Annotated in this window: 18 protein-coding genes; 11 read left to right on the top strand and 7 right to left on the bottom strand. The window is 42.6% G+C overall.

What is annotated here, in order from left to right; translation table 11 throughout:
• Positions 1–113 precede the first annotated feature (113 nt).
• The gene (locus SFRI_RS16380; RefSeq protein WP_011638614.1) at positions 114–902 is read left to right on the top strand and encodes a ribonuclease H family protein; all 789 of its coding nucleotides are present in this window, start codon (positions 114–116) and stop codon (positions 900–902) included.
• 117 nt (positions 903–1,019) lie between these two features.
• On the opposite strand, the gene SFRI_RS16375 is transcribed toward SFRI_RS16380, so the two are convergent.
• The gene (locus tag SFRI_RS16375) at positions 1,020–1,469 is read right to left on the bottom strand and encodes a GNAT family N-acetyltransferase (protein WP_011638613.1); all 450 of its coding nucleotides are present in this window, start codon (positions 1,467–1,469) and stop codon (positions 1,020–1,022) included.
• A 530-nt stretch (positions 1,470–1,999) separates the two neighbouring features.
• Between SFRI_RS16375 and mdh the strand changes: the two genes are divergently transcribed.
• From mdh to SFRI_RS16355, 4 genes are all read left to right on the top strand, one after another.
• Positions 2,000–2,935 (top strand): malate dehydrogenase, encoded by a 936-nt coding sequence (mdh, locus tag SFRI_RS16370; RefSeq protein WP_011638612.1) that lies wholly within the window; start codon positions 2,000–2,002, stop codon positions 2,933–2,935.
• A gap of 304 nt (positions 2,936–3,239) precedes the next feature.
• The gene (locus tag SFRI_RS16365) at positions 3,240–4,202 is read left to right on the top strand and encodes an extracellular catalytic domain type 1 short-chain-length polyhydroxyalkanoate depolymerase (protein WP_244262835.1); all 963 of its coding nucleotides are present in this window, start codon (positions 3,240–3,242) and stop codon (positions 4,200–4,202) included.
• A gap of 217 nt (positions 4,203–4,419) precedes the next feature.
• Entirely contained in the window at positions 4,420–6,699 is a 2,280-nt protein-coding gene (locus SFRI_RS16360) for a TonB-dependent receptor (protein ID WP_011638610.1), read from the top strand.
• Positions 6,700–6,815: 116 nt separating this feature from the next.
• Positions 6,816–7,496, top strand: coding sequence for a response regulator transcription factor (locus SFRI_RS16355; protein WP_041413196.1), 681 nt, complete (start codon positions 6,816–6,818; stop codon positions 7,494–7,496).
• 127 nt (positions 7,497–7,623) lie between these two features.
• Here the strand turns inward: SFRI_RS16355 and SFRI_RS16350 are convergent, their stop codons facing one another.
• Complete coding sequence (locus SFRI_RS16350) at positions 7,624–11,130, bottom strand: hybrid sensor histidine kinase/response regulator (protein WP_011638608.1); 3,507 nt, start codon at positions 11,128–11,130, stop codon at positions 7,624–7,626.
• Positions 11,131–11,298: 168 nt separating this feature from the next.
• Here SFRI_RS16350 and SFRI_RS16345 point away from each other — a divergent pair, with 168 nt between their 5' ends.
• Positions 11,299–12,471: an MFS transporter gene (locus SFRI_RS16345; RefSeq protein ID WP_011638607.1), complete on the top strand. Its 1,173-nt coding sequence runs from the start codon at positions 11,299–11,301 to the stop codon at positions 12,469–12,471.
• Positions 12,471–13,403 carry an alpha/beta hydrolase gene (locus SFRI_RS16340; protein ID WP_011638606.1) on the top strand — a complete coding sequence of 311 codons (933 nt, stop codon included), beginning with the start codon at positions 12,471–12,473 and terminating at the stop codon, positions 13,401–13,403. The genes SFRI_RS16345 and SFRI_RS16340 overlap by 1 nt, the downstream gene beginning before the upstream one ends.
• Positions 13,404–13,517: 114 nt before the next feature.
• Here the strand turns inward: SFRI_RS16340 and SFRI_RS16335 are convergent, their stop codons facing one another.
• The 3 genes from SFRI_RS16335 to SFRI_RS16325 form a co-directional block, all read right to left on the bottom strand.
• Positions 13,518–14,318 carry a 3-hydroxybutyrate dehydrogenase gene (locus SFRI_RS16335; RefSeq protein WP_011638605.1) on the bottom strand — a complete coding sequence of 267 codons (801 nt, stop codon included), beginning with the start codon at positions 14,316–14,318 and terminating at the stop codon, positions 13,518–13,520.
• 307 nt (positions 14,319–14,625) lie between these two features.
• Entirely contained in the window at positions 14,626–15,510 is an 885-nt protein-coding gene (locus tag SFRI_RS16330; RefSeq protein ID WP_011638604.1) for an SDR family NAD(P)-dependent oxidoreductase, read from the bottom strand.
• Between the two features lie 11 nt (positions 15,511–15,521).
• A complete protein-coding gene (locus tag SFRI_RS16325; RefSeq protein ID WP_011638603.1) occupies positions 15,522–15,911 on the bottom strand; it encodes a thiol-disulfide oxidoreductase DCC family protein in 390 nt (129 codons plus the stop codon).
• A gap of 189 nt (positions 15,912–16,100) precedes the next feature.
• Between SFRI_RS16325 and folX the strand changes: the two genes are divergently transcribed.
• From folX to SFRI_RS16305, 4 genes are all read left to right on the top strand, one after another.
• Complete coding sequence (gene folX, locus SFRI_RS16320) at positions 16,101–16,463, top strand: dihydroneopterin triphosphate 2'-epimerase (protein WP_011638602.1); 363 nt, start codon at positions 16,101–16,103, stop codon at positions 16,461–16,463.
• A gap of 26 nt (positions 16,464–16,489) precedes the next feature.
• Complete coding sequence (gene folE / locus SFRI_RS16315) at positions 16,490–17,158, top strand: GTP cyclohydrolase I FolE (protein WP_011638601.1); 669 nt, start codon at positions 16,490–16,492, stop codon at positions 17,156–17,158.
• Between the two features lie 257 nt (positions 17,159–17,415).
• On the top strand, positions 17,416–18,144 hold the full coding sequence (folM, locus tag SFRI_RS16310) for a dihydromonapterin reductase (protein ID WP_041413195.1): 729 nt from the start codon (positions 17,416–17,418) through the stop codon (positions 18,142–18,144).
• A 144-nt stretch (positions 18,145–18,288) separates the two neighbouring features.
• Positions 18,289–19,581 (top strand): O-acetylhomoserine aminocarboxypropyltransferase/cysteine synthase family protein, encoded by a 1,293-nt coding sequence (locus SFRI_RS16305; RefSeq protein ID WP_041413695.1) that lies wholly within the window; start codon positions 18,289–18,291, stop codon positions 19,579–19,581.
• 367 nt (positions 19,582–19,948) lie between these two features.
• Here the strand turns inward: SFRI_RS16305 and SFRI_RS16295 are convergent, their stop codons facing one another.
• A complete protein-coding gene (locus SFRI_RS16295; RefSeq protein WP_011638598.1) occupies positions 19,949–20,644 on the bottom strand; it encodes a 5-formyltetrahydrofolate cyclo-ligase in 696 nt (231 codons plus the stop codon).
• Positions 20,645–20,813: 169 nt separating this feature from the next.
• Positions 20,814–22,706, bottom strand: coding sequence for a hypothetical protein (locus tag SFRI_RS16290; RefSeq protein WP_011638597.1), 1,893 nt, complete (start codon positions 22,704–22,706; stop codon positions 20,814–20,816).
• Positions 22,707–22,717: the final 11 nt, after the last annotated feature.

The following is a 22,717-nucleotide window of genomic DNA, read 5'->3' as shown; positions in this document are numbered from 1 at the left end:
TTAACTGCAACTGCGGCACGCAACATGCTTTTTTGTTTCAAAGCCAAGTTTAATCATGGCATGATGCAGGCACGTTATTAGTGAAGTTAGCATTGTTGAAGTAAGAGTTAATCATGGCAAAGAAGTTTTACGTAGTATGGGCCGGTCGAGAAACGGGTATTTTTACCAGCTGGGATGTTACCAAGCGTTCAGTTGATAAATATCCGCAAGCCAAGTACAAATCCTTTGCTACAGAAGCAGAAGCCAAAGTTGCATTTGCTAAATCTCCTGCAAGCAGCATAGGCAAAAGTGTGCCAGCTAAAGCGGCTGGTCGTTCATCGACAAAGGCTGCAGGGGCTGGAACATCAACCAAGACTCTTAGCGCGAATCAAGCTGTGTTAAGCCAATTTGATGTGGTTATTTACACCGACGGAGGTTGCGAACCCAACCCAGGTAAAGCGGGTTCAGGGATGGCGATATACCGCAAAGGCGAGTTAGCCGAATTATGGTTTGGTTTGTTTAATCCTAATGGCACCAATAATACTGCCGAGCTCAATGCGCTACATCAGGCACTCATTAAGGCAAAAAAAGTGCTTGATGCCGGTGAAACCGTGCAAATTATGAGTGACTCACAGTATTCGATTAAATGTGTTTGTGAGTGGGCATATGGTTGGAAAGCTAAAAACTGGACCCGAAAAACCGGTGAAATCGCCAATCTGGAGATCATCAAGCAAGCACATGAGTTATACGATGCAATGAAAGACGATTTAGTGCTTCAGCATGTCGCCGCCCATATTGGTATTGAAGGTAACGAATTGGCAGACAGAATGTCGATTCATGCGATTGATCTGCAGCACAAAGGGTTTAGTCAATTTACTGCGCCACTGGATATCAGTAAAATTCTCGCGTTGCGAACAGGCTAGTTATTGGCCAAATCCTCCCTGAACGCGTTAGATTCCTTGGTCAATAAACACAAAAAAGCCGGATTTTTCCGGCTTTTTTGTGCGTGATTTACGACCACTTACGTCACTTACGATTAATTACTTAGTATTTTCTTCGTACATTAAATAATGGCTTTGCTCCATCCCTAAAGACTCATAGGTTTTTTGGGCAACTTTATTGTCATGCTCAACATATAAACGGAAACTAGCGGTGCCACCGTTTTCTGCTGCTAAGTCTTTTACCGCTTGATAAAGCTTGCCATAAATACCCTGACGACGATTCTGTGGACGGATATACACACTCTGGATCCAATAATAATTACTCGCGCGCCAGTCACTCCACTCATAGGTGACCATTAACGAACCGGTAATTTCTCCATCAACTTCGGCGACTAAATATACCCCACGTTCAGGATGAGTAAGTAGTCCTTCAACACCGCGAGTCAATTGCTCAGTGTCTAATGATAGATTTTCAGTTTCCATTGCCATAGCTTGGTTAAACTGAACTAGGGCTTGTAGGTCGGCATGTTGGCCAATTCTTATTGTCATGGTTTTCTCGTTTTTATAGGATGATCTGCAGTTATCATAACGCGACACTCAATAAAAGTATTGGCTTGTTGCGTCAGAAAATGTGTACGAAATGAGTTAATGCTCCAATATTTATGGCTTTAAACGAGATGAAAGATCAAGTTCTATAACGGTCAAACTCATCAATACAAAATCAACATTTTAATGCCAAAAACAAACATATCAATATTGCTTAACCCGCTTGATAGGGTGATTACAACTCCACAATAAAACAGCTGAGTTATATTTGTTCAATATAAAAACTCTCAAATGTTGGTTTTTTCAGTATAAAAAAGGCGAAAAATAATCATATTGTCGATGTTGTTTGCCGTGTTTTTATACGGATTAACACTGCTAACACTTGGCGTTACGCCAGTCTGTGCGTGGATCAGGGCTTACTTATTTACGGTCCTCCACTAACGTATAATTGAAATTATTGTGACGATGCAGTAATGTGACGCCACGACAATTTAGATCTATGTCACAAACTGCATAAATTGATGGAGATAATTATGAAAGTTGCTGTATTGGGTGCCGCTGGTGGTATTGGCCAGGCTCTAGCTTTACTGTTAAAAACTCAACTGCCTGCGGGCTCAAAGTTGTCTCTATATGACATCGCTCCTGTTACTCCTGGTGTAGCGGTTGACTTAAGTCACATCCCAACAGATGTAGAAGTAAAAGGTTTTGCTGGTCAAGATCCTACTGATGCATTAGTTGGCGCAGACGTAGTGTTAATGTCTGCTGGTGTTGCGCGTAAGCCTGGTATGGATCGTTCAGATCTATTCAACATCAACGCTGGTATCGTGCGTAACCTAATGGAAAAAGTGGCTGTAACTTGCCCTAAAGCACTAGTGGGTATTATTACTAACCCAGTTAACACGACTGTAGCGATTGCTGCTGAAGTATTAAAAAATGCCGGTGTTTATGACAAAAACCGTTTATTCGGTATCACAACACTTGACGTTATCCGTAGCGAAACCTTCATCGCTGAGCTTAAAGGCTTAAACGTTGCTGACGTTAAAGTTAACGTCATCGGCGGACACAGCGGTGTGACTATTCTTCCACTACTTTCTCAAGTTGAAGGTGTTACTTTCACTGATGAAGAAGTTGCAGCAATGACAACTCGCATTCAAAACGCGGGTACTGAAGTTGTTGAAGCTAAAGCCGGTGGCGGTAGCGCAACATTATCAATGGGCCAAGCTGCATGTCGCTTTGGTTTATCATTGGTACGTGGTCTACAAGGCGAAGCTAACGTTGTTGAGTGTGCCTATGTTGACGGCGGCAGTGAGCACGCTACATTCTTCGCACAGCCAATTCTACTTGGCAAAAACGGCGTAGAAAAAGTATTACCTTACGGTGAAATCAGCGCATTCGAAGCTAACGCTCGCGATGCAATGTTAGACACCCTTAAAGGTGACATCAAATTAGGCGTTGAATTTGTTAAGTAATTAACAAGTCGATGCACTAAAAAACGCGAAGCCAAGGCTTCGCGTTTTTTTTGGTTTTAAAATGCCTTGCATCTTGCATCTTGCATCTTGCATCTTGCATCTTGCATCTTGCATCTAACATCTCGATTTATTCCTCTTTCATTATTCACATCGTCTACCCCCACAATCCAGCATTGCTACAGGCTTACCCTTTAATCTTTCTTCGCCATACAGGTATAAGTTTTCCATGTGGATCTAAAGTGCCATTGCAGTTTGGAGCAAAAATCAGCAAGTTATGAATATGTTAAATTTGGAAACCGCTGAAATGAGAAATAAAAAATACAGCTTAACCATGCCGCTTGTTTTACTGGGTTGGATTTTTTCGATGCTACCGGCTCAAGCAACAGAAACCCCTTATATCCCACTCACCGATTTTGGTGATAATCCTGGTGCGCTGACAAGCTTTTATCTTCCTGTGACGCAAGCCTCAAATGCTTCTCATGCTGGGGATTTATCTTTAGTCGTGTTACTGCATGGTTGTATTCAAGACGGTGTCGAATTGGCGGATAAAAGTGGCCTAACGTCATTGGCGTTAGATAATCATTTTGCGGTTTTAGTGCCACAACAAAGCTATGACAATAACGTAAAGGGTTGTTTCAACTGGTTTGCAAGTCAAGATACGAAGATAGACAGTGGTGAAATGTTATCGATAAAAAACATGATAGTCACCACTCAAGAAAAACTAGCTGCCAAGCATGTTTATGTCATCGGGTTATCAGCGGGTGGCGCCATGGCGAGCGCTGCAATCGTCAATTATCCAAATCTATTTCAAAGCGGAGCAGTCATCGCTGGGTTGCCATATCCCTGTGCCGACAATTTGATCAAAGCCATCTCTTGTATGAAGCAAGGGCCAGCGCAGTCGGTTGAAGAATTAGCCCAATTTGCTAAAGCAATACACCCTCAACAAACACGTTGGCCTTCATTAAGTATCTGGACAGGTGACAGTGACAATGTCGTCAATGCTAACAATGCGCAAATGCTCGCATCTCAATGGCAAGTGTTAACTCAATCTAACGCTAAGCCAACGGTAACAAATGAATCTGGATACAGTATTTCACGCTGGAAAGATCCTCAGAATAAGCAGTCAATTGAACTCGTTACTATTAAAGATTTTGGTCACGGCATTGCCGTCAATCCAGACATAAAACATGGAGGTGAAGAAAGTGATTATCTGCTTAGGGCACCAATAAGCAGTGTGATAGAAGTGATTAAGCTTTGGGGGCTTTAATCAAAGTAAAATATATAACATTCTGTTTTTGTTATATATTAATTGTTTTTTTTTTAATACCTAGACCAAAACACATACTACTATAGTACCGATTCAATGCTGTTGAAAATGCGATACAGTCAATATGTAAACAAATAGTTATAAATCAAAATCAGTCGTAAACCAGAATTAGTAGTAAGCAAAACCATTAATAATAAATATTACAACGGGGATCTGTATGAAACAGAATACTATTAAAATGAGCTGTATTGCTTTAGCCATTTCGTCAGTGTTAAGCGCGCAGTATGCCGTTGCCGCAGAAGAACAAAATAACAGCGGCGACAAACAACCTGTATTAGAGCGCATTGAAGTGACTGCTCGTAAAACAGTCGAAAGCTTGCAAAATGTGCCTGTGGCAGTGACATCAGTTAGTGCTACAGAGTTGGCAGAAAACGGCATCAGCGTGATGACTGAAATTCAGCAGTTTTCGCCCAATACCACATTGCAATCTAGCCGAGGCACAAACTCTACGCTTACCGCTTTTATTCGTGGCGTGGGTCAAGAAGATCCCCTTTGGGGCTACGAGCCTGGTGTCGGTATTTACATTGATGATGTCTATATTGCCCGTCCGCAAGGTGCGGTGTTAGACATTCTTGATGTACAACGTATTGAAGTACTTCGTGGACCACAAGGCACGTTATACGGCAAAAACACTATTGGTGGCGCAATTAAGTATGTAACCAAAAAAATGTCTGGTGATGGAGAATTAAGCCTTAAAGGTACCGTCGGCAGTTATGGCCAAAAGGATGCCAAAATTGCAGGGCAGTTACCCATTGTTGATGACAAGCTCTATGTCGGTTTTGCCTTTGCGAGTTTAAACCGTGACGGTTTTGGTGAATTTAAAACCTCGGCATTAGATGGTCAAGATACCGAAAACTATAACAAAGATGTGATGGCGGGCCGTTTAAGTGTTGAATATACACCGACTGACGATCTGTTTATGCGTTTTACGTATGATAAAACCCAAGATGACTCCAACTCAAAAGGCGGCTATCGCCTACTTCCTAGCTTATTAACTGATGCACCAGTACCCGATAGCAAATATGACTCCTACACCAGTATGCCTACATGGAACAAAGTCGAAACAGAAGGGTGGAGCGCGACGGTCGAATACAACCTCAATGAAAACTGGAGCGTAAAGTCGGTCACTGCCAAGCGTGAAGGCGAGTCACTGACTAACATCGACTTTGATAATACCAGCTTACGTATTTTCGATGTGCCAGCTATCTACGAAGATGAGCAATTTAGCCAAGAGTTTCAAGTGAACTATGTGGGTGATAATCTCAACTTAGTGTCGGGGATTTACTATTTTGACGGTGATTCTTGTGGTGTTTTCGATGCTATTTTAGAAGAAGCCTTTAAAGCATATGGTGGGCTAACCCGTGAGGTGAGTGGCTGTAATAATAGCGAAAGCTATGCCGCTTATGTGCAAGGTTCATACGATTTCACTGAAAAGCTATCGATGACATTAGGTGGCCGTTACACCCGCGAATCTAAAGAAGCCACGGTTTATAATGGCGTGATATTCGATAGCATTTATCCAGAAACTGACTGGTATCCTGGGTTTGTACGCGATGACGCATTAATTGAATCTCAAATACCTAAAGTGCTCGATGATGAAGAAACATGGTCTAAATTCAATCCGCGGATCGGTTTAGAATACCAAGTAAATGAAGACATGATGGTGTTTACCAGCTACTCACAGGGGTTCAAGTCGGGTACGTTTAACCCAAGGGCGACAGGTGCTGAACCCGCGGTTGATCCTGAAACGGTTAACTCATATGAAATTGGCATGAAGAGCGAATGGAACGATAATCTTCGTGTTAATGCCACGCTATTTTACCTTGATCATAAAGACCGACAGTTTGTCACAGTGCTACCCGGCGAGGACAGTTCAGACCTTAATCAGCGTTTAGGAAACATCGGTAAATCTACCGCGACAGGCCTAGAGCTTGAAGTTGAATACGCTGCGACAGACTCACTCAACTTATTTGCTAATGTCGGCTTAATTGACGCCACTTTTGACGAAGTGATTTCATATGACGACCTCGGGACTAAAATCGATATTAGTGATACATACACCATTACTAATACTCCAGACACCACGGCAAACCTAGGGTTTAGTTACAGTATTGAAGCCGACGTTGGCAGCTTTATCATTAATGGTAATTACTATTACCGTAGCGATTATGACCTCGCTGTAGTAGACAACCTATTGAGCCAAGATGGCTATGGCTTGCTCAACTTTGGCGTGAATTGGTATAGCAATGATGGCCATTGGAATGCTGGATTACATTGGAAAAACGTCACCGATGAAGAGTATTTAGTGGGTAACTATGCCTTTGTCACGCCAACAGGCAATGGTGACTTTACACCAGGGCTAGGCGGCGATAACACCCTAATTGGATATTATGGCGACCCAGAGACCATTTCATTAACGGTTGGCTATGTCTTCTAAAACCTTGTTTAATTGATGTAGATAAAAATAGCCGGTCTCATCAGAACCGGTTATTCTTTTTATTGCTTATAAAGAGTGAACCATAACAATATCAACGCAATGTTAGGGAGCCAATGATGTCTCAAATTAAAGTGGCCATTGCAGATGACCATCCACTATTTCGTGCCGCGTTAACCCAAGCCGTGCAAAAAAGTGTCAATAATGCACAAGTGCTAGAGGCGGAAAACTTTCAAGAGTTAATTGCGATAGTGGAGCAGCACCCAGATATTGAGCTTATCTTTATTGATTTGCATATGCCGGGAAACGATGGCTTTACTGGGCTGACGTTATTGCAAAATCATTTCCCCGACATTGTGGTTATCATGGTGTCATCTGACGATCAGCCGGAGATTATCCGCAAGGCGATCAATTTTGGCGCCAGTGCTTTTATTCCAAAATCAGCCAATTTAACCCAAATATCAACGGCGATTGATATTGTGCTTGAAGGGGGTATTTGGCTACCAGAGCACACCAATATTAGTGCCGATCAACACACCGCTGCCGAACATCAACGTTTAGCAAAGCAATTAGCTCAACTTACGCCGCAGCAGTACACCGTGCTAGCCAATATTGCCAATGGTCGGTTAAACAAACAAATCGCTTATGACTTAAACATTAAAGAAACCACAGTAAAAAAACATGTCTCAGCGATTTTACTTAAACTTGAAATCAACAATCGCACTCAAGCTGGGCTGGTGTTTCAACAATTAATGATTACTTCAACTGAAAACCTGCAGGTGGATGTAGCAGCCTCATGATGTTGTATCAACGAATCGTTATGACCACTGATTTTGGTTAAATATTGATATAGCGACTAAAGAGTCAACCCCAAAATGCCTCCATGTGAGGCATTTTTTGTGATCAATAAATTATTGAAAATATTAGTTATTCAGGCGTCAGTTGTTTAATGAACCGTTTTAAGGCTATTGCCTTAAGCGGTTTACGCACAAAGCTAAATTGCGCACTGCTGGTGTGTTGTCTAACTGCTTCAGAAGGGTCGGCAGAGCAGATAACACAGGTGGGTGGGGTACGGTTTATCGTCAGGTGATGGGCTAATAAATACTGTACTAAATCCACACCATTTTTATCATCTTCTAAGTGATAGTCAGCAATAATCAGTTTGGGTTGTGGGTTATTGGCCAATTGCAGTATGGCACTGGGTTGGTCTTTTGCGGTAATGACATTACATCCCCAATCGCTGAGCAATGTGGAGATCGCTTTTAGCATCAGGTCGTCATTGTCGATCACCATCACGGTAATATTAGTGCTGTCACTGCTTATGTCATCTTCGGCCGTTTCAGTCACTTTAACTGGCTTTTTCTGCTGTAATACACGGGGTATTTCAACACTAAAACACGTGCCTTTACCCACTTCAGAATGCAGCGATATGTTGATATCCAACAACTTGGCAATTCGATCGCATATCGCCAAGCCTAGTCCTAATCCCGGAATTTCACGAGTGAGCTCTAAGCGTTCAAATTCACAAAAAATGGCTTGCTGTTTATCAAGCGGAATACCTGGGCCATTGTCCCAAACTTGTATTAATAAAGCGTGCTCAAGCCGCCTAACGCCTAATAACACTTTTGGGACAAACTCGGTATTGCTAGTCTGCCCATTTACTTTATTGTCAGGCGAAGAGGTTTGGGATGTTATTTGCTGATTGCGTTTGCCCGAAGGGGAGTAATGAAACGCATTAGATAAAAAGTTCTGAATAATACGGCGCAGCAGTCTTTGGTCGCTTTCTACAAAACAAGAAGAGATTTGGTAGTTAAAATCAATACCTTGTTGAACCGATAATGCATTAAATTCATTGACTAACGTTGACAATAAATCATCAATCGCAAATTGGCTTTTTTCAGTTTTTAACGAGTTACTGTCTAAGCGAGATATCTCAACCAGATCGGATAGTAAACTCTCCACCACGTTTAATGAGTCTTCAATATTGGTTGCGAGGTCATGCAGTTCAGTTGATTTAACCCTTTGCTTTAGCATCTCAGTAAATAAGGTTAAGGCATTAAAAGGTTGCATTAAGTCATGGCTGGCCGCGGCCAAAAAGCGGGTTTTACTGCTATTAGCAGCTTCCGCTTCAGCTTTGGCTTTTTCCAGTTCTTGGGTGCGGCTTTCAACCCGTTTTTCAAGGGTTTCATTGGCCAGTTGTAAGGCTTTTTCTGCTTCAATATGTGCAGTAATATCAGCAAACGTACTGACAAAGCCTCCGCCTGGCATGGCTTGCCCGCGAATTTCCAGCACTTTTCCATCTAGCATAGTGCGCTGAAAATGATGAGGGCTACCACTGCGCATATGAGCTAAGCGTTTTTCCACTAGCTCATGTGCCTCGTTACCGACAATAATGCCTCTGTCGATATTAAATCTAATGAGCTGCTCAATGTGCAGACCCGCTCTGACGTAATCTTTAGGGTAACCTAACAGTTCAATATAACGTTGATTCCAAGCCACTAAGCGCATATCGGCGTCGACAACACTGATCCCTTGCTCAATATTCTCTACGCCAGATTGCAAGAGTTCACGGTTAAATTCAAATATCTGGCTAGCTTCATCAACAATGCTCACTACATCTTCTAATGGCATTTGCTGGCTGCGCGATGCGGCGCTCATCACCATTCTGGTAGACGCTGAACCGAGTACGCCAGACAGTTTTAAGCGAGTGTAATCAACGAGCTGTTGCTGCTGATCTTTGCCTGCGAGTTTTTTAGATTCTGCAATAAGCGCATCGGCTTCGTCTTTGTTAATAAAACGATTTAATAAACTGGCTAAATCCTCTACGGATAAGTGCCGTTCTAGTTGAATCTGTTTTCTGTTTACAAATAAGTCAGCTTGTAAAACCTCGCCAACGCTTTGTTCTTTAAGCAGTGAAATCACCACAAAGCAGCCAATGTTAGCCACTAAACTGTAAAATACGCCGTGGCTAATATTATCCAAACCGCTTAAGCCAAATAAGGCTGTCGGCGTTAACCACGCAATATCAAATAATCCAAATTTAACCCAATGGGCATCGGGGAAAGTAGCCGGCAATAGTAGAGTATAAAGCCAAACAATACTGCCCATTATGAGCCCCACAAAGGCACCTTGGGTGGTGGCATTTCGCCAATATAAGGCGCCTACCGCAGCGGGCGCAAATTGAGATAACAACACAAATGACAACAAGCCAATACTGGCTAAATGATTTTGTTGATCGATAAAGCGTTCAAATGCAAAAGCGGATAATAAAATGACCGCGATAGAGATACGGCGTAAATTTAATAAAATACCTGATAACTGCGGGGTTTGTTGAGAGCTAAATTTTGGTAGTCGTAATAGTAATGGCGTTAAAATTTCTGTCGAAATCATCGTGCTCAATACAATCGCCGCCACAATAACCATTGCCGTTGCCGCCGCGAGTCCACCGACATAAACCAATATCCCTAGCCATGCTTGTTGATAAAAAAGCGGTAATGTCAGCACATAGGTATCTGCGCCGACACTGCCACCTGGGAAGCTAAGCTGTCCGGCTAATGCAATCGGCAATACAAAAATATTAATCAATAACAGGTATAACGGCACCATCCAACGTGCTGATTTGAGCTCTTCGTCATGATTGTTTTCAATCATCATCATATGAAATTGTTGCGGTAACGCATAGATAGTAATAGCACCCAAAATAACTTGAGAAATCACAAGGTAAGTCGAGTCTGATTGGCTGGTTTGTTTAATATGTTGGCCTTGAGTCAGTAAATCACCAAAGCCATCGAATATAAAGAAAGTGGCAAAAATACCGACGGCAGTCAGGGCAAATAACTTCACTATAGAGCTAAACGCAATAGCCAGTACTAAGCCTTGATTGTGTTTACTGGCAGACAGTTGGCGGGTGCCGAACAAAATACTAAAGATAATTAATACAATGGTCACCACAAATGCGGTGCTAATACCGGACTGAAACGTGCCTGTTAGTAAATCAAAGCTGGTACTGATGGCCCTTAACTGCAAGGCAATATAAGGAATGGTTCCCAGTAGTGACACTATGGCAACGCTGGCGGCAATTTTAGGCGAACGGTCAAAACGGCACGCAATAAAGTCGGCAATAGACGTGAGGTTTTGGCTTTTGATTATTTGCAACGTGCGCATTAGCATCGGCCATGCTAGTACTAAGCAAATGATCGAACCAATATAAATGGGGGCCAGCCAGGCTCCGGTTGTTGCAGCTTGTCCAACGGTGCCATAAAACGCCCATGATGTGCAGCATACCCCTAACGACAGGCTATAGACCCACGGCTTTTGGGTTAATTTTTTTATGGAACGATTTTGCCCCCACTGTGCAACCACAAACAGCATTGCAAGATAAGTAATCGAAATTGAACTGATCAACCAAGTATCGATAGATAACCAAGCCTGCAAGTTATTCCCCAATTATTTTTATTGTTTATCCTTGCGAAACTACACTAGACGCCCTGTTTGATAAAGATTTTTAATGATGCGGTGCACTAAGGTAGTACTTATTTATCCATATCCATCAGATAACATGAATTAACTCCATTAGTGTCATTTAAGGTACCGATAACGCCTATGAAAATAACCCATAGATATTTGGTCGAAGGTTTAGTCTTTACGAGTTATGTGCTTTTTGCCATGGCATGGGTTGGCGGCACCGCCAGCATGAACAACATCATGGCATCGATGCACATTGAGAGTTTAGCGTCGGCAAGTTTTATCAGTGGTGCAGTCACGCTAGCTAAAATAGTCGGAACTTTTAGTGCTGCATATGTGGCGGTAAAGTTTGGAATAAAGTACGCCTTTTTGTTAGCTGCGTTATTAATTGTTGTCGGGATAGTAACGCCTTTAGCGACGAGTTATGAGTTACTGCTGGTGAGCCGATTTTTAATGGGCTTGGGCGGAGCCTTTATGATTGTGTACTTTAACCCTATTGTGATGCTGTGGTTTGCACCTGAAGACCGTCCGGTAGTTAATGGTTTGAATGCGGTAGCATTTAACGTAGGCACAGCGATTATTTTATGGGGCATGACCAGTATTAATTCACTTACAGGCAGCTGGCAAAATAGCTTAGTGTTGTTTTCAGGCGCGAGCTTGATACTGGCCATTGTGTGGTTACTGGTTAAGTTTGATGCTCCACAATCTGCAAATAATGCCTCTGGGGTAGAGCCTGCCATTTACGGTTATCTTGAGGGCTTAAAAGATACATTTAATTGGGCTTATGCTTTTACTTATTCTGGACTGCTTTCGTTTTATATTTGCCTATTTACTTTCTATCCTCAAGCGGGCATAAGCCAAAGTAAATGGGTGATTGGTTTTGGTATTGTCGGCACAATTGCGGGAATGTTGTATAGCCGCAAAAATCCGTTACGTCTTCCTATTCTTCGCTTAAGTGGTTTGATTATTTTTATTACCGTTTTAGGCTTATCTTTTAGTACCGAGCCTTGGCTGCAAATAACATGCGCTATCATATTGGGCTTTTTTATCTTTTTCCCTGTGACTGCATTAGTGTCTATTCCTCACGAACTCCCTGACATGACGGGGCAAAAAATCACCGTGGTGTTTAGCCTGTTTTGGTCAATCAGCTATCTGGTTTCGACTATTGTGTTGTGGGTGTTTGGTAAATTGGTTGATTTAAACGATGGCAGTTATGTCAGTTCATTTGTGATGATCACGATACTCAGCGGCACAGTGTTTGTTGGCAGCTATTTTCTACCTGAAACAGGAAAACCAAAGGAGTTAACCTAATGCGAGGAACCGTTTCCCCAAAATTCACTGATTTTCTGGCTTTAGCCAACAGCAATATCGCCTTGGCTAAACAGAATAATGTCCAATTTACACCGACAATTTTGCGCCAAAATCTAGATAAACTCGGCGCACTAATGAGTGATTCGCCAGCGATGAGCTACATTGCAGATAAAATGCTAACGTTACCCGACCGTACTATTCCCGTTAGGATTTATAGCCCTGCGCCAGATAAACCTTTGCCAGTGTTATTGCATTTTCATGGTGGTGGGCACATGTGTGGCAGTGTGGTGCTTTACGATCCTATTTGTCGTCACCTTGCTAGCGTAGCGCAGTGTGTAGTGATATCTGTCGAATACCGGCTCGCGCCTGAATATCCATATCCTGCAGGGATTGATGACTGCGAACAGGTATTAATACGTTACGCTGAGTTACTGGGTGATGTTAACCATCAACACAATGTCACTATTATTGGTGACAGTGCTGGTGGCGCCATTTGCACCAGTTTAAGCATGAAAAGTTTGACCGATAAGCGGATTAACATTGACCAACAAATTCTTATTTACCCGAGTGTCGATTACACCTTAAACAGCCCATCATTAGACAGTAATGGCACTGGATTCTTACTCGAAACCACTCGTATAAAGTGGTATTTCGAGCAGTACTTTCAATCTACCGATTTAGATGTCATTAAACAGGCTTCACCTTTGTTTGGGGCTATGTCTGTTAAATTGCCTAAAACCCTTATTTTTACGGCAGGTTGCGATCCGCTTCGGGATGAGGGCATAGCCTATGCGAAGGCCTTAACTGCTGCTGGTGTTGATGTTGAACATCATTCGTTCGACGGCATGATCCACGCCTATATGTTGCTGCACGATTTAGTGAAAGATGAATGCATGGCAACCTATCAACACATTGCTAAATTCATGGCCTAGTTTGTCATCATTAATTGAAGCCTTGCCTGTTAGGCATTAAAAAGCCCTTATCGATGTGAATAAGGGCTAACATTGAATATAACGCTACCATTTTATAGAACAATAACTCCAAGCTTATTGCGCTGTCCACGCACCATCCATTGGTAAAGCTGCACCGGTAATGCCTCTTGCGGCACCACCACAAAGAAATAAAACAAACTCACCGATTTGTCTCGGTGCCAGCATTTCTGGTAACGGCTGCTTGGCTGTCACGAGTTGATATTTAGCGTCTTCATAACTCAAATTTTTATCGCTTGCTATGCTGTCAATTTGTTTGCCGATAAGCGGGGTATCCACCCATCCAGGGCAAATCGCGTTGACGGTAATTCCTTGTTCAGCGCATTCAATCGCGACCACCTTGGTTAAGCCAATAATTCCATGTTTTGCTGCACAATAGGCTACCTTATTGGCCGAGGCGACTAAGCCATGTACTGAGGCAATATTGATAATTCGTCCCCACTTTTTTTCAGTCATTGCAGGTACGACTTGTTGAATCGTATGGAAAGCGGAAGACAAGTTAATCGCAATGATGTCATTCCACTTTTCGACCGGAAAGTTTGCCACATCTTGGGTGTGCTGAATCCCAGCATTGTTAACCAAAATATCAATACTGCCTAATGCACTCATCGCACAGTCCATAAACGCATGTATGCAGTTAGCGTCTCTCAAGTCTGCATTGCTGAAAAAGGTCTTTATTTGGTATTGGGTTGCAAACTCAGCCGCTAAAGTCTGCCCTTCATCTTGCGCCATTAAGCCATGCAATACGATATGACAACCTTGTTCGGCAAGTACATGCGCTGTCGCTAAGCCTATACCGCTAGTGGAGCCGGTAATAAGTGCCACTTTCCCTTTTAGTCCAGTTTGTAACGTCGACATAGTATCGGTTCCCTTAATTCAATAGCGGCAATGACAAGGTATGCCATCAACCTATGTGTCATGTTTCATTGCGAGATCATGTCTAGTGCATATTCTCACTAACATCTGATTTAGTACTTTCAGAATAAAGCAATTACAGCACTATTTAATTGGCACCTTAGTACCATAAGAACAGGGAAATAGTTGCCGATACATTGAAGGGGAGTCGATGGTTTATTAAACAACATCGACAGGGTAATCGACAGGATCTACATTTTTTGATTATTGAGTTCTTGGTCAAAAAATGCTTAGTGAATAGGCGGGAACATTACCAACTAATCTCTTTGCCTTGCCAATCTAAGTAACTGGCTTCGCCGTTGGGCTCAATATCGGCCATGATGTTATACAGCTGGCTGGCGACAAATTCTGGGGTAAAAAGCTTGCCTGCGGGGACGTTAGCCTGAAAGGGTTTTGATAATGGTGTGTCAGTAGTGCCAGGATGAAACGCAATGAGTTTGACTCGTTTAAGTCGTCTGGCATATTCCACTGCAGTGGTTTTGATCAGCATATTTAACGCAGCTTTTGACGCGCGATAGCCATACCAGCCGCCAAGTCGGTTGTCTGAAATACTACCAACTCGGGCGCTCAAAATACTGATGACACATTTCTGTTCTCCAGCGACTTTATGACGCGGTAGTGACAATAATGAGGTGAGGGCGCTTAGCCATAACATAGGCACAATACTGTTGGCATAAAACAACTGTTCTAACGATAGTGCATCAATATCCTCAATGCGTTTCTCTGGCATTAATGTTGAATCATTAGCCGAATGAGGCCCTAAAATTGAATCAGCGCTTTGCGGGTTTTTACTGTGCAAAATACCATTACACATCACTATTCGTGTCACTTTGCCTGCAATGGCCGCTATATTAGTAACACATTGTTCTATTGAGGCTTGCTGATAATCACAGCTAAAATGATGATGGCTAATATTGTCCGTAAGATCATGTAGTATCAATTTATTTTGGCGGCTAACCGTAATGATTTGTAGCGGCGAAGTATCATGCCTTTTTGACTGCTGGCTTGATGCTTGCTGAATAACGGTTTGATCAGTATAGGCTTGTTGAGTAAAGGTTTTGGCAATAAAAGCTTGTGCCATAAGCGATGAAGCGCCAATCACAATAATGGTTTCTGGTGTCGTAGAATCGCTCATACTATTTGCCCTTACTTTATTTTACAGTTGCCATTGTCACAGCGTTTTTGACCTGTCAGCAAATAAGATATACGGTAACGATTACGGGCAAAGGCCAAATACGCGAGGTCAGCAACAGGTTTAATCAGCGGTAAACGTAATAACTTTATCCAACCATGTTTACCGGTTAATCCCCAAGCTTTGGCTGTAACATCTAAACCATACAGCCAACTACCATCAGCTTGTAAGCCATGTAGTACCGTATTGGCGTGCACTACATCTAAATCAGGAAAACGCAGATTAATATCTGCAGCGTTAATGTCTTCAAGGCCGATGCGGTTTAAATTGTCATAACGCTTTAATTGCTTCATTTCATTGAGGCACAGCGGGCAAGTGCCATCGTAAAAAACAGTCAGTTCCATCATTTACCTCTTTATGCCAATGCTTACTAAACACACATTTTGAATGCTTATATTGACTATTGTACGCCCCAAACACCAAGCCAGTTTACTTTAGTTATACGATCAAAATTTTAGTCAAATCGTTTAGGTTTATGATCTTTTTATTTCACCCTGGCGTATATCTTCAAAACAATTCACAAGGGCTCAATAATGCCATTAAGCCAAGCCATTATTAAGGTCACCAATTTACGCTTACGTACGTTTATTGGGTTTAACCAAGACGAACGCGAAAAGCAGCAAGACGTGGTGATCAATATCGAGATCCATTATCCAGCCGATCGATCGTTTCAAACCGACGATGTTGCCGATGCGCTAAACTACAAAGTAATCACCAAAAAAGTGATTCAGCATGTCGAAGAAGGCCGTTTTTTATTACTGGAAAAATTGGTTGCCGACGTATTAGATATTTGTCGTGAGCACCCAACCGTTACCCTGGCCAGAGTCACCATTGATAAGCCTCATGCATTGCGTTTCGCTGATTCAGTGTCGTTATCTTTAGAATACCAAAGCTAGCCAACCTATTATTTAAGGATGTTATTATGACGACCATTAATGACATAACTCGCGCAGAGTTGTCTGCAGAAGCATTAAAAGTACAACAAGCGTTAGTCGCCCATGGCCTTGAAACACCGTTAGTGCCAAGTGACATGACCAGCGAGCAAAAATACCAGCGCATTAAAGGCTTAATGACCGAAGTTGTGTCGACGCTAGGGCTAGATTTAACCGATGACAGCTTAGCCGAAACTCCGCACCGCATTGCCAAAATGTACGTTAACGAAATTTTCTCGGGTCTCGATTATGCTAATTTTCCAAAAATCACTCAAATCGATAATAAGATGGGTGTTGAAGAGATGGTAAAAATTAGCAATATCAGTGTTGTGAGCACTTGCGAGCATCATTTTATTACTATCGATGGTTTCGCCAAAGTGGCATATATTCCCAAAGATAACATTATCGGCTTATCGAAAATTAACCGCATCGTGCGATTTTTTGCTCAGCGTCCACAAGTGCAAGAGCGCTTAACTCAGCAGATTTTAGTCGCGCTGCAAACGTTGTTGGCGACCGATGATGTTGCAGTGAGCATTAACGCCATCCATTACTGCGTAAAATCTCGTGGCATTATGGACACCTCGTCAAGCACACAAACCACTGCACTTGGCGGCTGCTTTAAGGCCAATCCTGCTAGCCGAGCCGAGTTTTTAGCATAACTTTTAGCATAACTTTTAGCATAACGTTTAGCATAATGTTTAGGCATAGCTCGCCTAAACTCGGGATCGCTAGCGCCACAGCATGATTTTTAATAATGACTTCACATCGTGAGGTCATTTTTTATAAACACTATCGAATGTCATTATTACGCGCTAGGATGGCTTTTAGTCAGATTCGAATGGTTTGCTTTGAGATAACCATCTAATTTAATTATGATAAAAGCTCAATGTATCTGAGCTTAAATAAAGAGAGCATTATGGAACGTACAATACTGATCACTGGCGTAGGTAAACGCATAGGTTATGCACTGGCCAAATATTATTTGGCTCAAGGTCATCATGTCATTGGCACTTATCGCACTCATTATGACAGCATTGAACAGCTCGGTAAGTTGGGCGCGAGTTTACATTCATGCGACTTAACCGATCCAGCATCTATTGATGGATTAATTATTCACATCAATGAGCATCATGCTCGCGTCGATACCATTATTCATAATGCGTCAGACTGGTTACCCGATAACAGCGGCTTAAGCCCTGCCGATACGATGATGCGGATGATGCAAATTCACGTATCAGCACCGTATCAAATCAATCTCGCCTTAGCGCCATTACTGATTAGCGCCGCTAAAAGCAATGACGACAGTATTGGTGCCAGTAACATTATTCACATTACCGATTACGTTGCCGAAAAGGGCAGTAAAAAGCACATCGCCTACGCCGCCAGTAAAGCAGCATTGCATAATATGACACTGTCATTTGCCAGTTTATTAGCCCCACATGTCAAAGTGAACTCCATTGCTCCTGCGATGATTTTATTTAATGAAGATGACGGCGAGACATACAAAGCCAAGGCATTGGCTAAAGCCATATTGCCCAAAGAAGCTGGTAATGCGGAGATTATTGTTTTAGTCGACTACTTGCACACCAGCCATTATGTTACCGGCCGCAGCTACGCCGTTGATGGCGGCAGGCATTTAAAATAATCCATACAACGCCAAGCGCTAATGTGCGGGGCAATGTTGACGTTAATTTGCTATAGACTTCTAGATGGCTAATTGGTAGTGTGGATATTAATCAGTATCCACACTCGCTATTATCGAAAGGAAGTCACTATGTCTGCAGAAAACATGAAGCTGGAATCATTGGCGCTACATTATGGCTACGAGTCTGAAGCTACAACTAAAGCCGCTGCGGTGCCGATATACCAAACCACCTCATATACCTTCGATGATACCCAGCACGGTGCCGACCTGTTTGATTTAAAAGTGGCAGGCAACATCTATACCCGCATCATGAATCCTACTACTAGTGTGTTAGAGCAACGCTTAGCCGCCATTGAAGGTGGCATCGGTGCGCTTGCAGTGGCATCTGGCATGGCTGCGATTACTTACGCGATTCAAGCATTAACCCAAGTGGGCGACAATATTGTCAGTACCAGCCAGTTGTACGGCGGCACATATAACTTATTTGCCCATACGCTGCCACGCCAGGGCGTTGAAGTCCGTATGGCGGCGTTTGATGACTTTGATGGTCTCGACGCATTAATTGATGACAACACTAAAGCGCTATTTTGCGAATCGATTGGTAACCCAGCAGGTAATATTGTCGACTTACAACGTTTGGCCGATATTGCCCATAAACACGGAGTGCCATTAATTGTAGATAACACTGTAGCGACGCCAGTGTTGTGCCGCGCATTTGATCATGGTGCCGACATTGTTATTCATTCGCTCACTAAATACATTGGCGGCCACGGCACAACCATTGGCGGGGTGATTATTGACTCGGGTAAATTTGACTGGGTTGCCAACAAAAAACGTTTTGCGATACTTAACGAACCTGATCCGTCTTATCACGGTGTGGTGTATACCGACGCATTTGGACCCGCCGCTTATATTGGCCGATGCCGCGTAGTGCCACTGCGTAATACTGGCGCAGCCTTGTCACCACACAGTTCATTTTTGTTACTTCAAGGCTTAGAAACTTTAAGTTTACGTATGGAACGTCATTGCAGTAATGCGCTTACGCTAGCAGAATATCTACAGCAGCACCCAAGCATTAGTTGGGTAAATTACGCAGCACTTCCAGACAGCCCGCACCATGCAACCTGCAAAAAAATCACTGGTGGTAAAGCTTCAGGTATTATTAGTTTTGGCATTAAAGCCGATAACGCAGAAGCCGGTAAAATTGCTGGTGGTAAGTTTATTGATGCACTGCAAATGGTGCTACGTTTGGTCAATATCGGTGATGCTAAATCGTTAGCTTGTCATCCAGCCAGTACCACCCATCGCCAGTTAGACAGTGTCGAATTAGCTAAAGCCGGAGTATCAGAAGATCTAGTGCGCATATCGGTGGGTATTGAGCACATCGACGACATCATTGCTGATGTTAGCCAAGCATTAGAGAAAGCAATTGTGTAGTCACAATTGCTTTTGTTGCATATAACAAAAATCGTGGCACTTCGTCCACACCCGACCAAGAAGGGAAAAACTGCTTTCCCCTCTTGGATCTCCCCGGCAGCTCCGGCAAAGTGTTGATCCTCATAGCATAATAAAAATCGCCTAACGGCTCAGATGGTACATCCCTGTACCCCAGAGCCTGTGCCATCATCCTTGATGTCACTTCGGCATTTTTATCATGCTATTTCGGACACTTTGGACGGAGAATAGTTAAGTCTGCAGGTTTTTTCACATATCGGTCATTAATAGCGGCAATAAATCAGCTAACTAAAAAGCCTCATCAATAGCGTTTATTGATGAGGCTTTTTATTACGAATCGGTAGCTATTTTAAATAGCTAATCGTCTCGTTGGCGTAATAATCACGGGCAAAGGGATATCCCAAAAGTCAGTTGGAACCTGGCTGACTTGCTGGCAGTCGTGGGCAAAGCCTACGGCTAACGGCTTGTTATCAACCACTTGTGCCAAGGTGCGGTCGTAATATCCGCCGCCCATGCCCATGCGATTGCCGTGTTCATCAAAGGCGACTAGCGGAGTAATGATCATATCAAGCTTATCGACGGTAATGACATGCTGCACATTGAGTTGTGGCTCGCTAATTCCATATTGGTTGTTAACCATCACAGAATCGCGATCGTAACGCACAAACAACAAATTCCCCTTACTAAACGGATGAATACGCGGCAAATAGAGCGTGATATCCAATTCCCACAATGCTTCAATCAGTTTTTGAGTAGCAAGTTCACCATCGTGAGTGACATACAAGGCAACATGCTTAGCCGACTGTGCTTGAATTTCAGCAAGCATATGGCGGCTGGCAATCAAGGCTAATTGGGATTGTTCTTCAGGGCTAAGGCTATTACGCTCTTGGCGTACATGGCGACGAATGTTCTCGCGGCTCATGTCTGTGCTATCAAACAGTGGTTCTTGAAACTCAGAAGGCGTGGCAAAGTAGCTGATGCGTGCCGAAGAGGTTGACGTAAGCGGACGATTGCTTGAGTTCGTCATAAAACGAGTGATACTCATGTGTTTGGAGTACTCCATCACTAACAAATGAAATTAAAAAACAGCTAATAACACAATATGAAAGTAGGTTATCGCTTTCTGAGTCGATATGAAAGCACAGGTTAATCTTCTGCTAATGTTGCTACAAAATTTAGCCTCTGCTCTGCATATCGAACCTAAATACGTAACACTATTTATCCATATTCATTGATTTTAGTAGCACTGGGCTATCGTAATCCGCCACCATTGTTTTTGCTTTTAACCAAAAACGTCTACGGGTTAAAAAATAAGTAAAGCTAATCGATAACAAGCCCCACTCAAAGACATTGTGCTTCATAAAATCCAAGGCCGATGTTAATAGTTTTGTCACCTCACGGGCATAATGAGTATGATCTACCACAAAACCATACGTTGGATTTATCACGTAAAGCCCATATTGAATGGCGCAGTAAATACCCAGCCCAGCCAATAAACCAAACAATTTCCCATACCATCTTTTAGGTTTTTTCACCCCAAAAATAAGTAAGTAAACACCGACTAATAACGATCCACTCACTAAGGAGCTTGCTATGGTGGGTGAATGTCTAAGTAGTTCTAACGTATTGTAATAAGATGAAAAGCCGATATGTGGTAATAATAGTGTGATGCTTATCGCTAACAGCCATATTTTAGTTTTACCGATATTTTTCCAGTACCACTTCTTCACACTCTTATAGCTTAACCACAGTAGTCCAAAGACAAACACATAGTTCACATAAGCGGGGAGCCCAAATAAACCAAATTTCATCATCAGTAACGCCATTATCCATTCAGGCACTTGTGACACGCTCATGCGATGACTTGTTTCTGCGGCAAATGAAGGAAATAACAGCGCGATTAACATCCCTAACGTGAAGAACAAATAAGTGTACTTTATTAAGCTTAAAAACATGTTTGGGGCAATGCCCTTAACACTCTGCTTTTTTAACGTAGTGACTAAGTGTTGATAGTTAGAGATAACAGCATCGTTAATCTCTTTTGAAACCCAATTTTCTGTTAATAACGCAATTTGAGTATTGGTGGTGTGCGCTTCAATAATGTCTTTTATGGCAGGTGTTGCTAATATATCTTTGTCGGTTTCTTGGTCATTACCGGTCATTTCTTGCGCTACAAACCATACCGCAGGATCGTAAACTCCACCGGCATTATGTGTGGTGTCATTCTTACCTGCAAAACACATTGTTGTATCGACTTTATCTATGGTAGCGGTAAATTGTAACGTCGGCAGTTTAGCGGTAAAAGCATAAATAAAAGTACAACCATCAAGGGTGCCTTCAACGTCAACTTCAGCTATCTCGGTCAAATGATAAACTAAGTCTAAACCATTATTTTTAACGAACTCAGAGGTCCACTCGTGATAGTCGTTACTGTTATAAGCCCATTTAGTGCTGCGTTTGGCATCACCATCAATGGTGTAACTGTAATAGAGATATCCACCACCATTACAAGTATTGCAGGTTACTGAACCTGAGCCGTTGCAGGTATAACAGGTTTTTTTACCACTTCCCCAGCAAGATGAGCATGATTCTGTAGTATAAACAGTGCGATTATTATGGCTGTCGAAACGTGACACACTAATGCGGCCGCTGCCACTACAACCGGTACAAGAATTCTTGCCAGAGCCATGGCAATTAGAACAGCTTTGTGACCCAGAGCCACTGCAGTTGTAACACACTTTGCTGCCTACATAGGTTTCTGGTGCAGATTTTAAGTCTCTATTTCGTATCAAAAAATTGCTAGCAATATCAGGCCCAAGAATATTTAAAAAGCGGTCATTAAATAACGAGTTTTGTCCGCTAGCATACTCTTTTGCTTTGTCGTGGGCGTAATCCCTCGCATTTGATGCACTACCAGATTGGATGCCATTAGGACAATAAGATCCATGTTCGTGCTGACTCACCCCAACTTCAATTGTCCACCCAAAAGTAAACTTAAGCTGAGGTTGCTTTGTTTGTTCGTTACTCAATATTACAGGGACATCGACACCGGTGAGGTCTTTACCGTTATTACGGATAAATCGTTGGAATTGTTCTAATTTACTCACGTAATACTTCC

The organism is Shewanella frigidimarina NCIMB 400 (assembly GCF_000014705.1).
GTDB lineage: Bacteria > Pseudomonadota > Gammaproteobacteria > Enterobacterales > Shewanellaceae > Shewanella > Shewanella frigidimarina.
The sequence above is the reverse complement of the archived record's forward strand: the minus strand, read 5'-3'. Positions and strand labels throughout refer to the sequence as shown.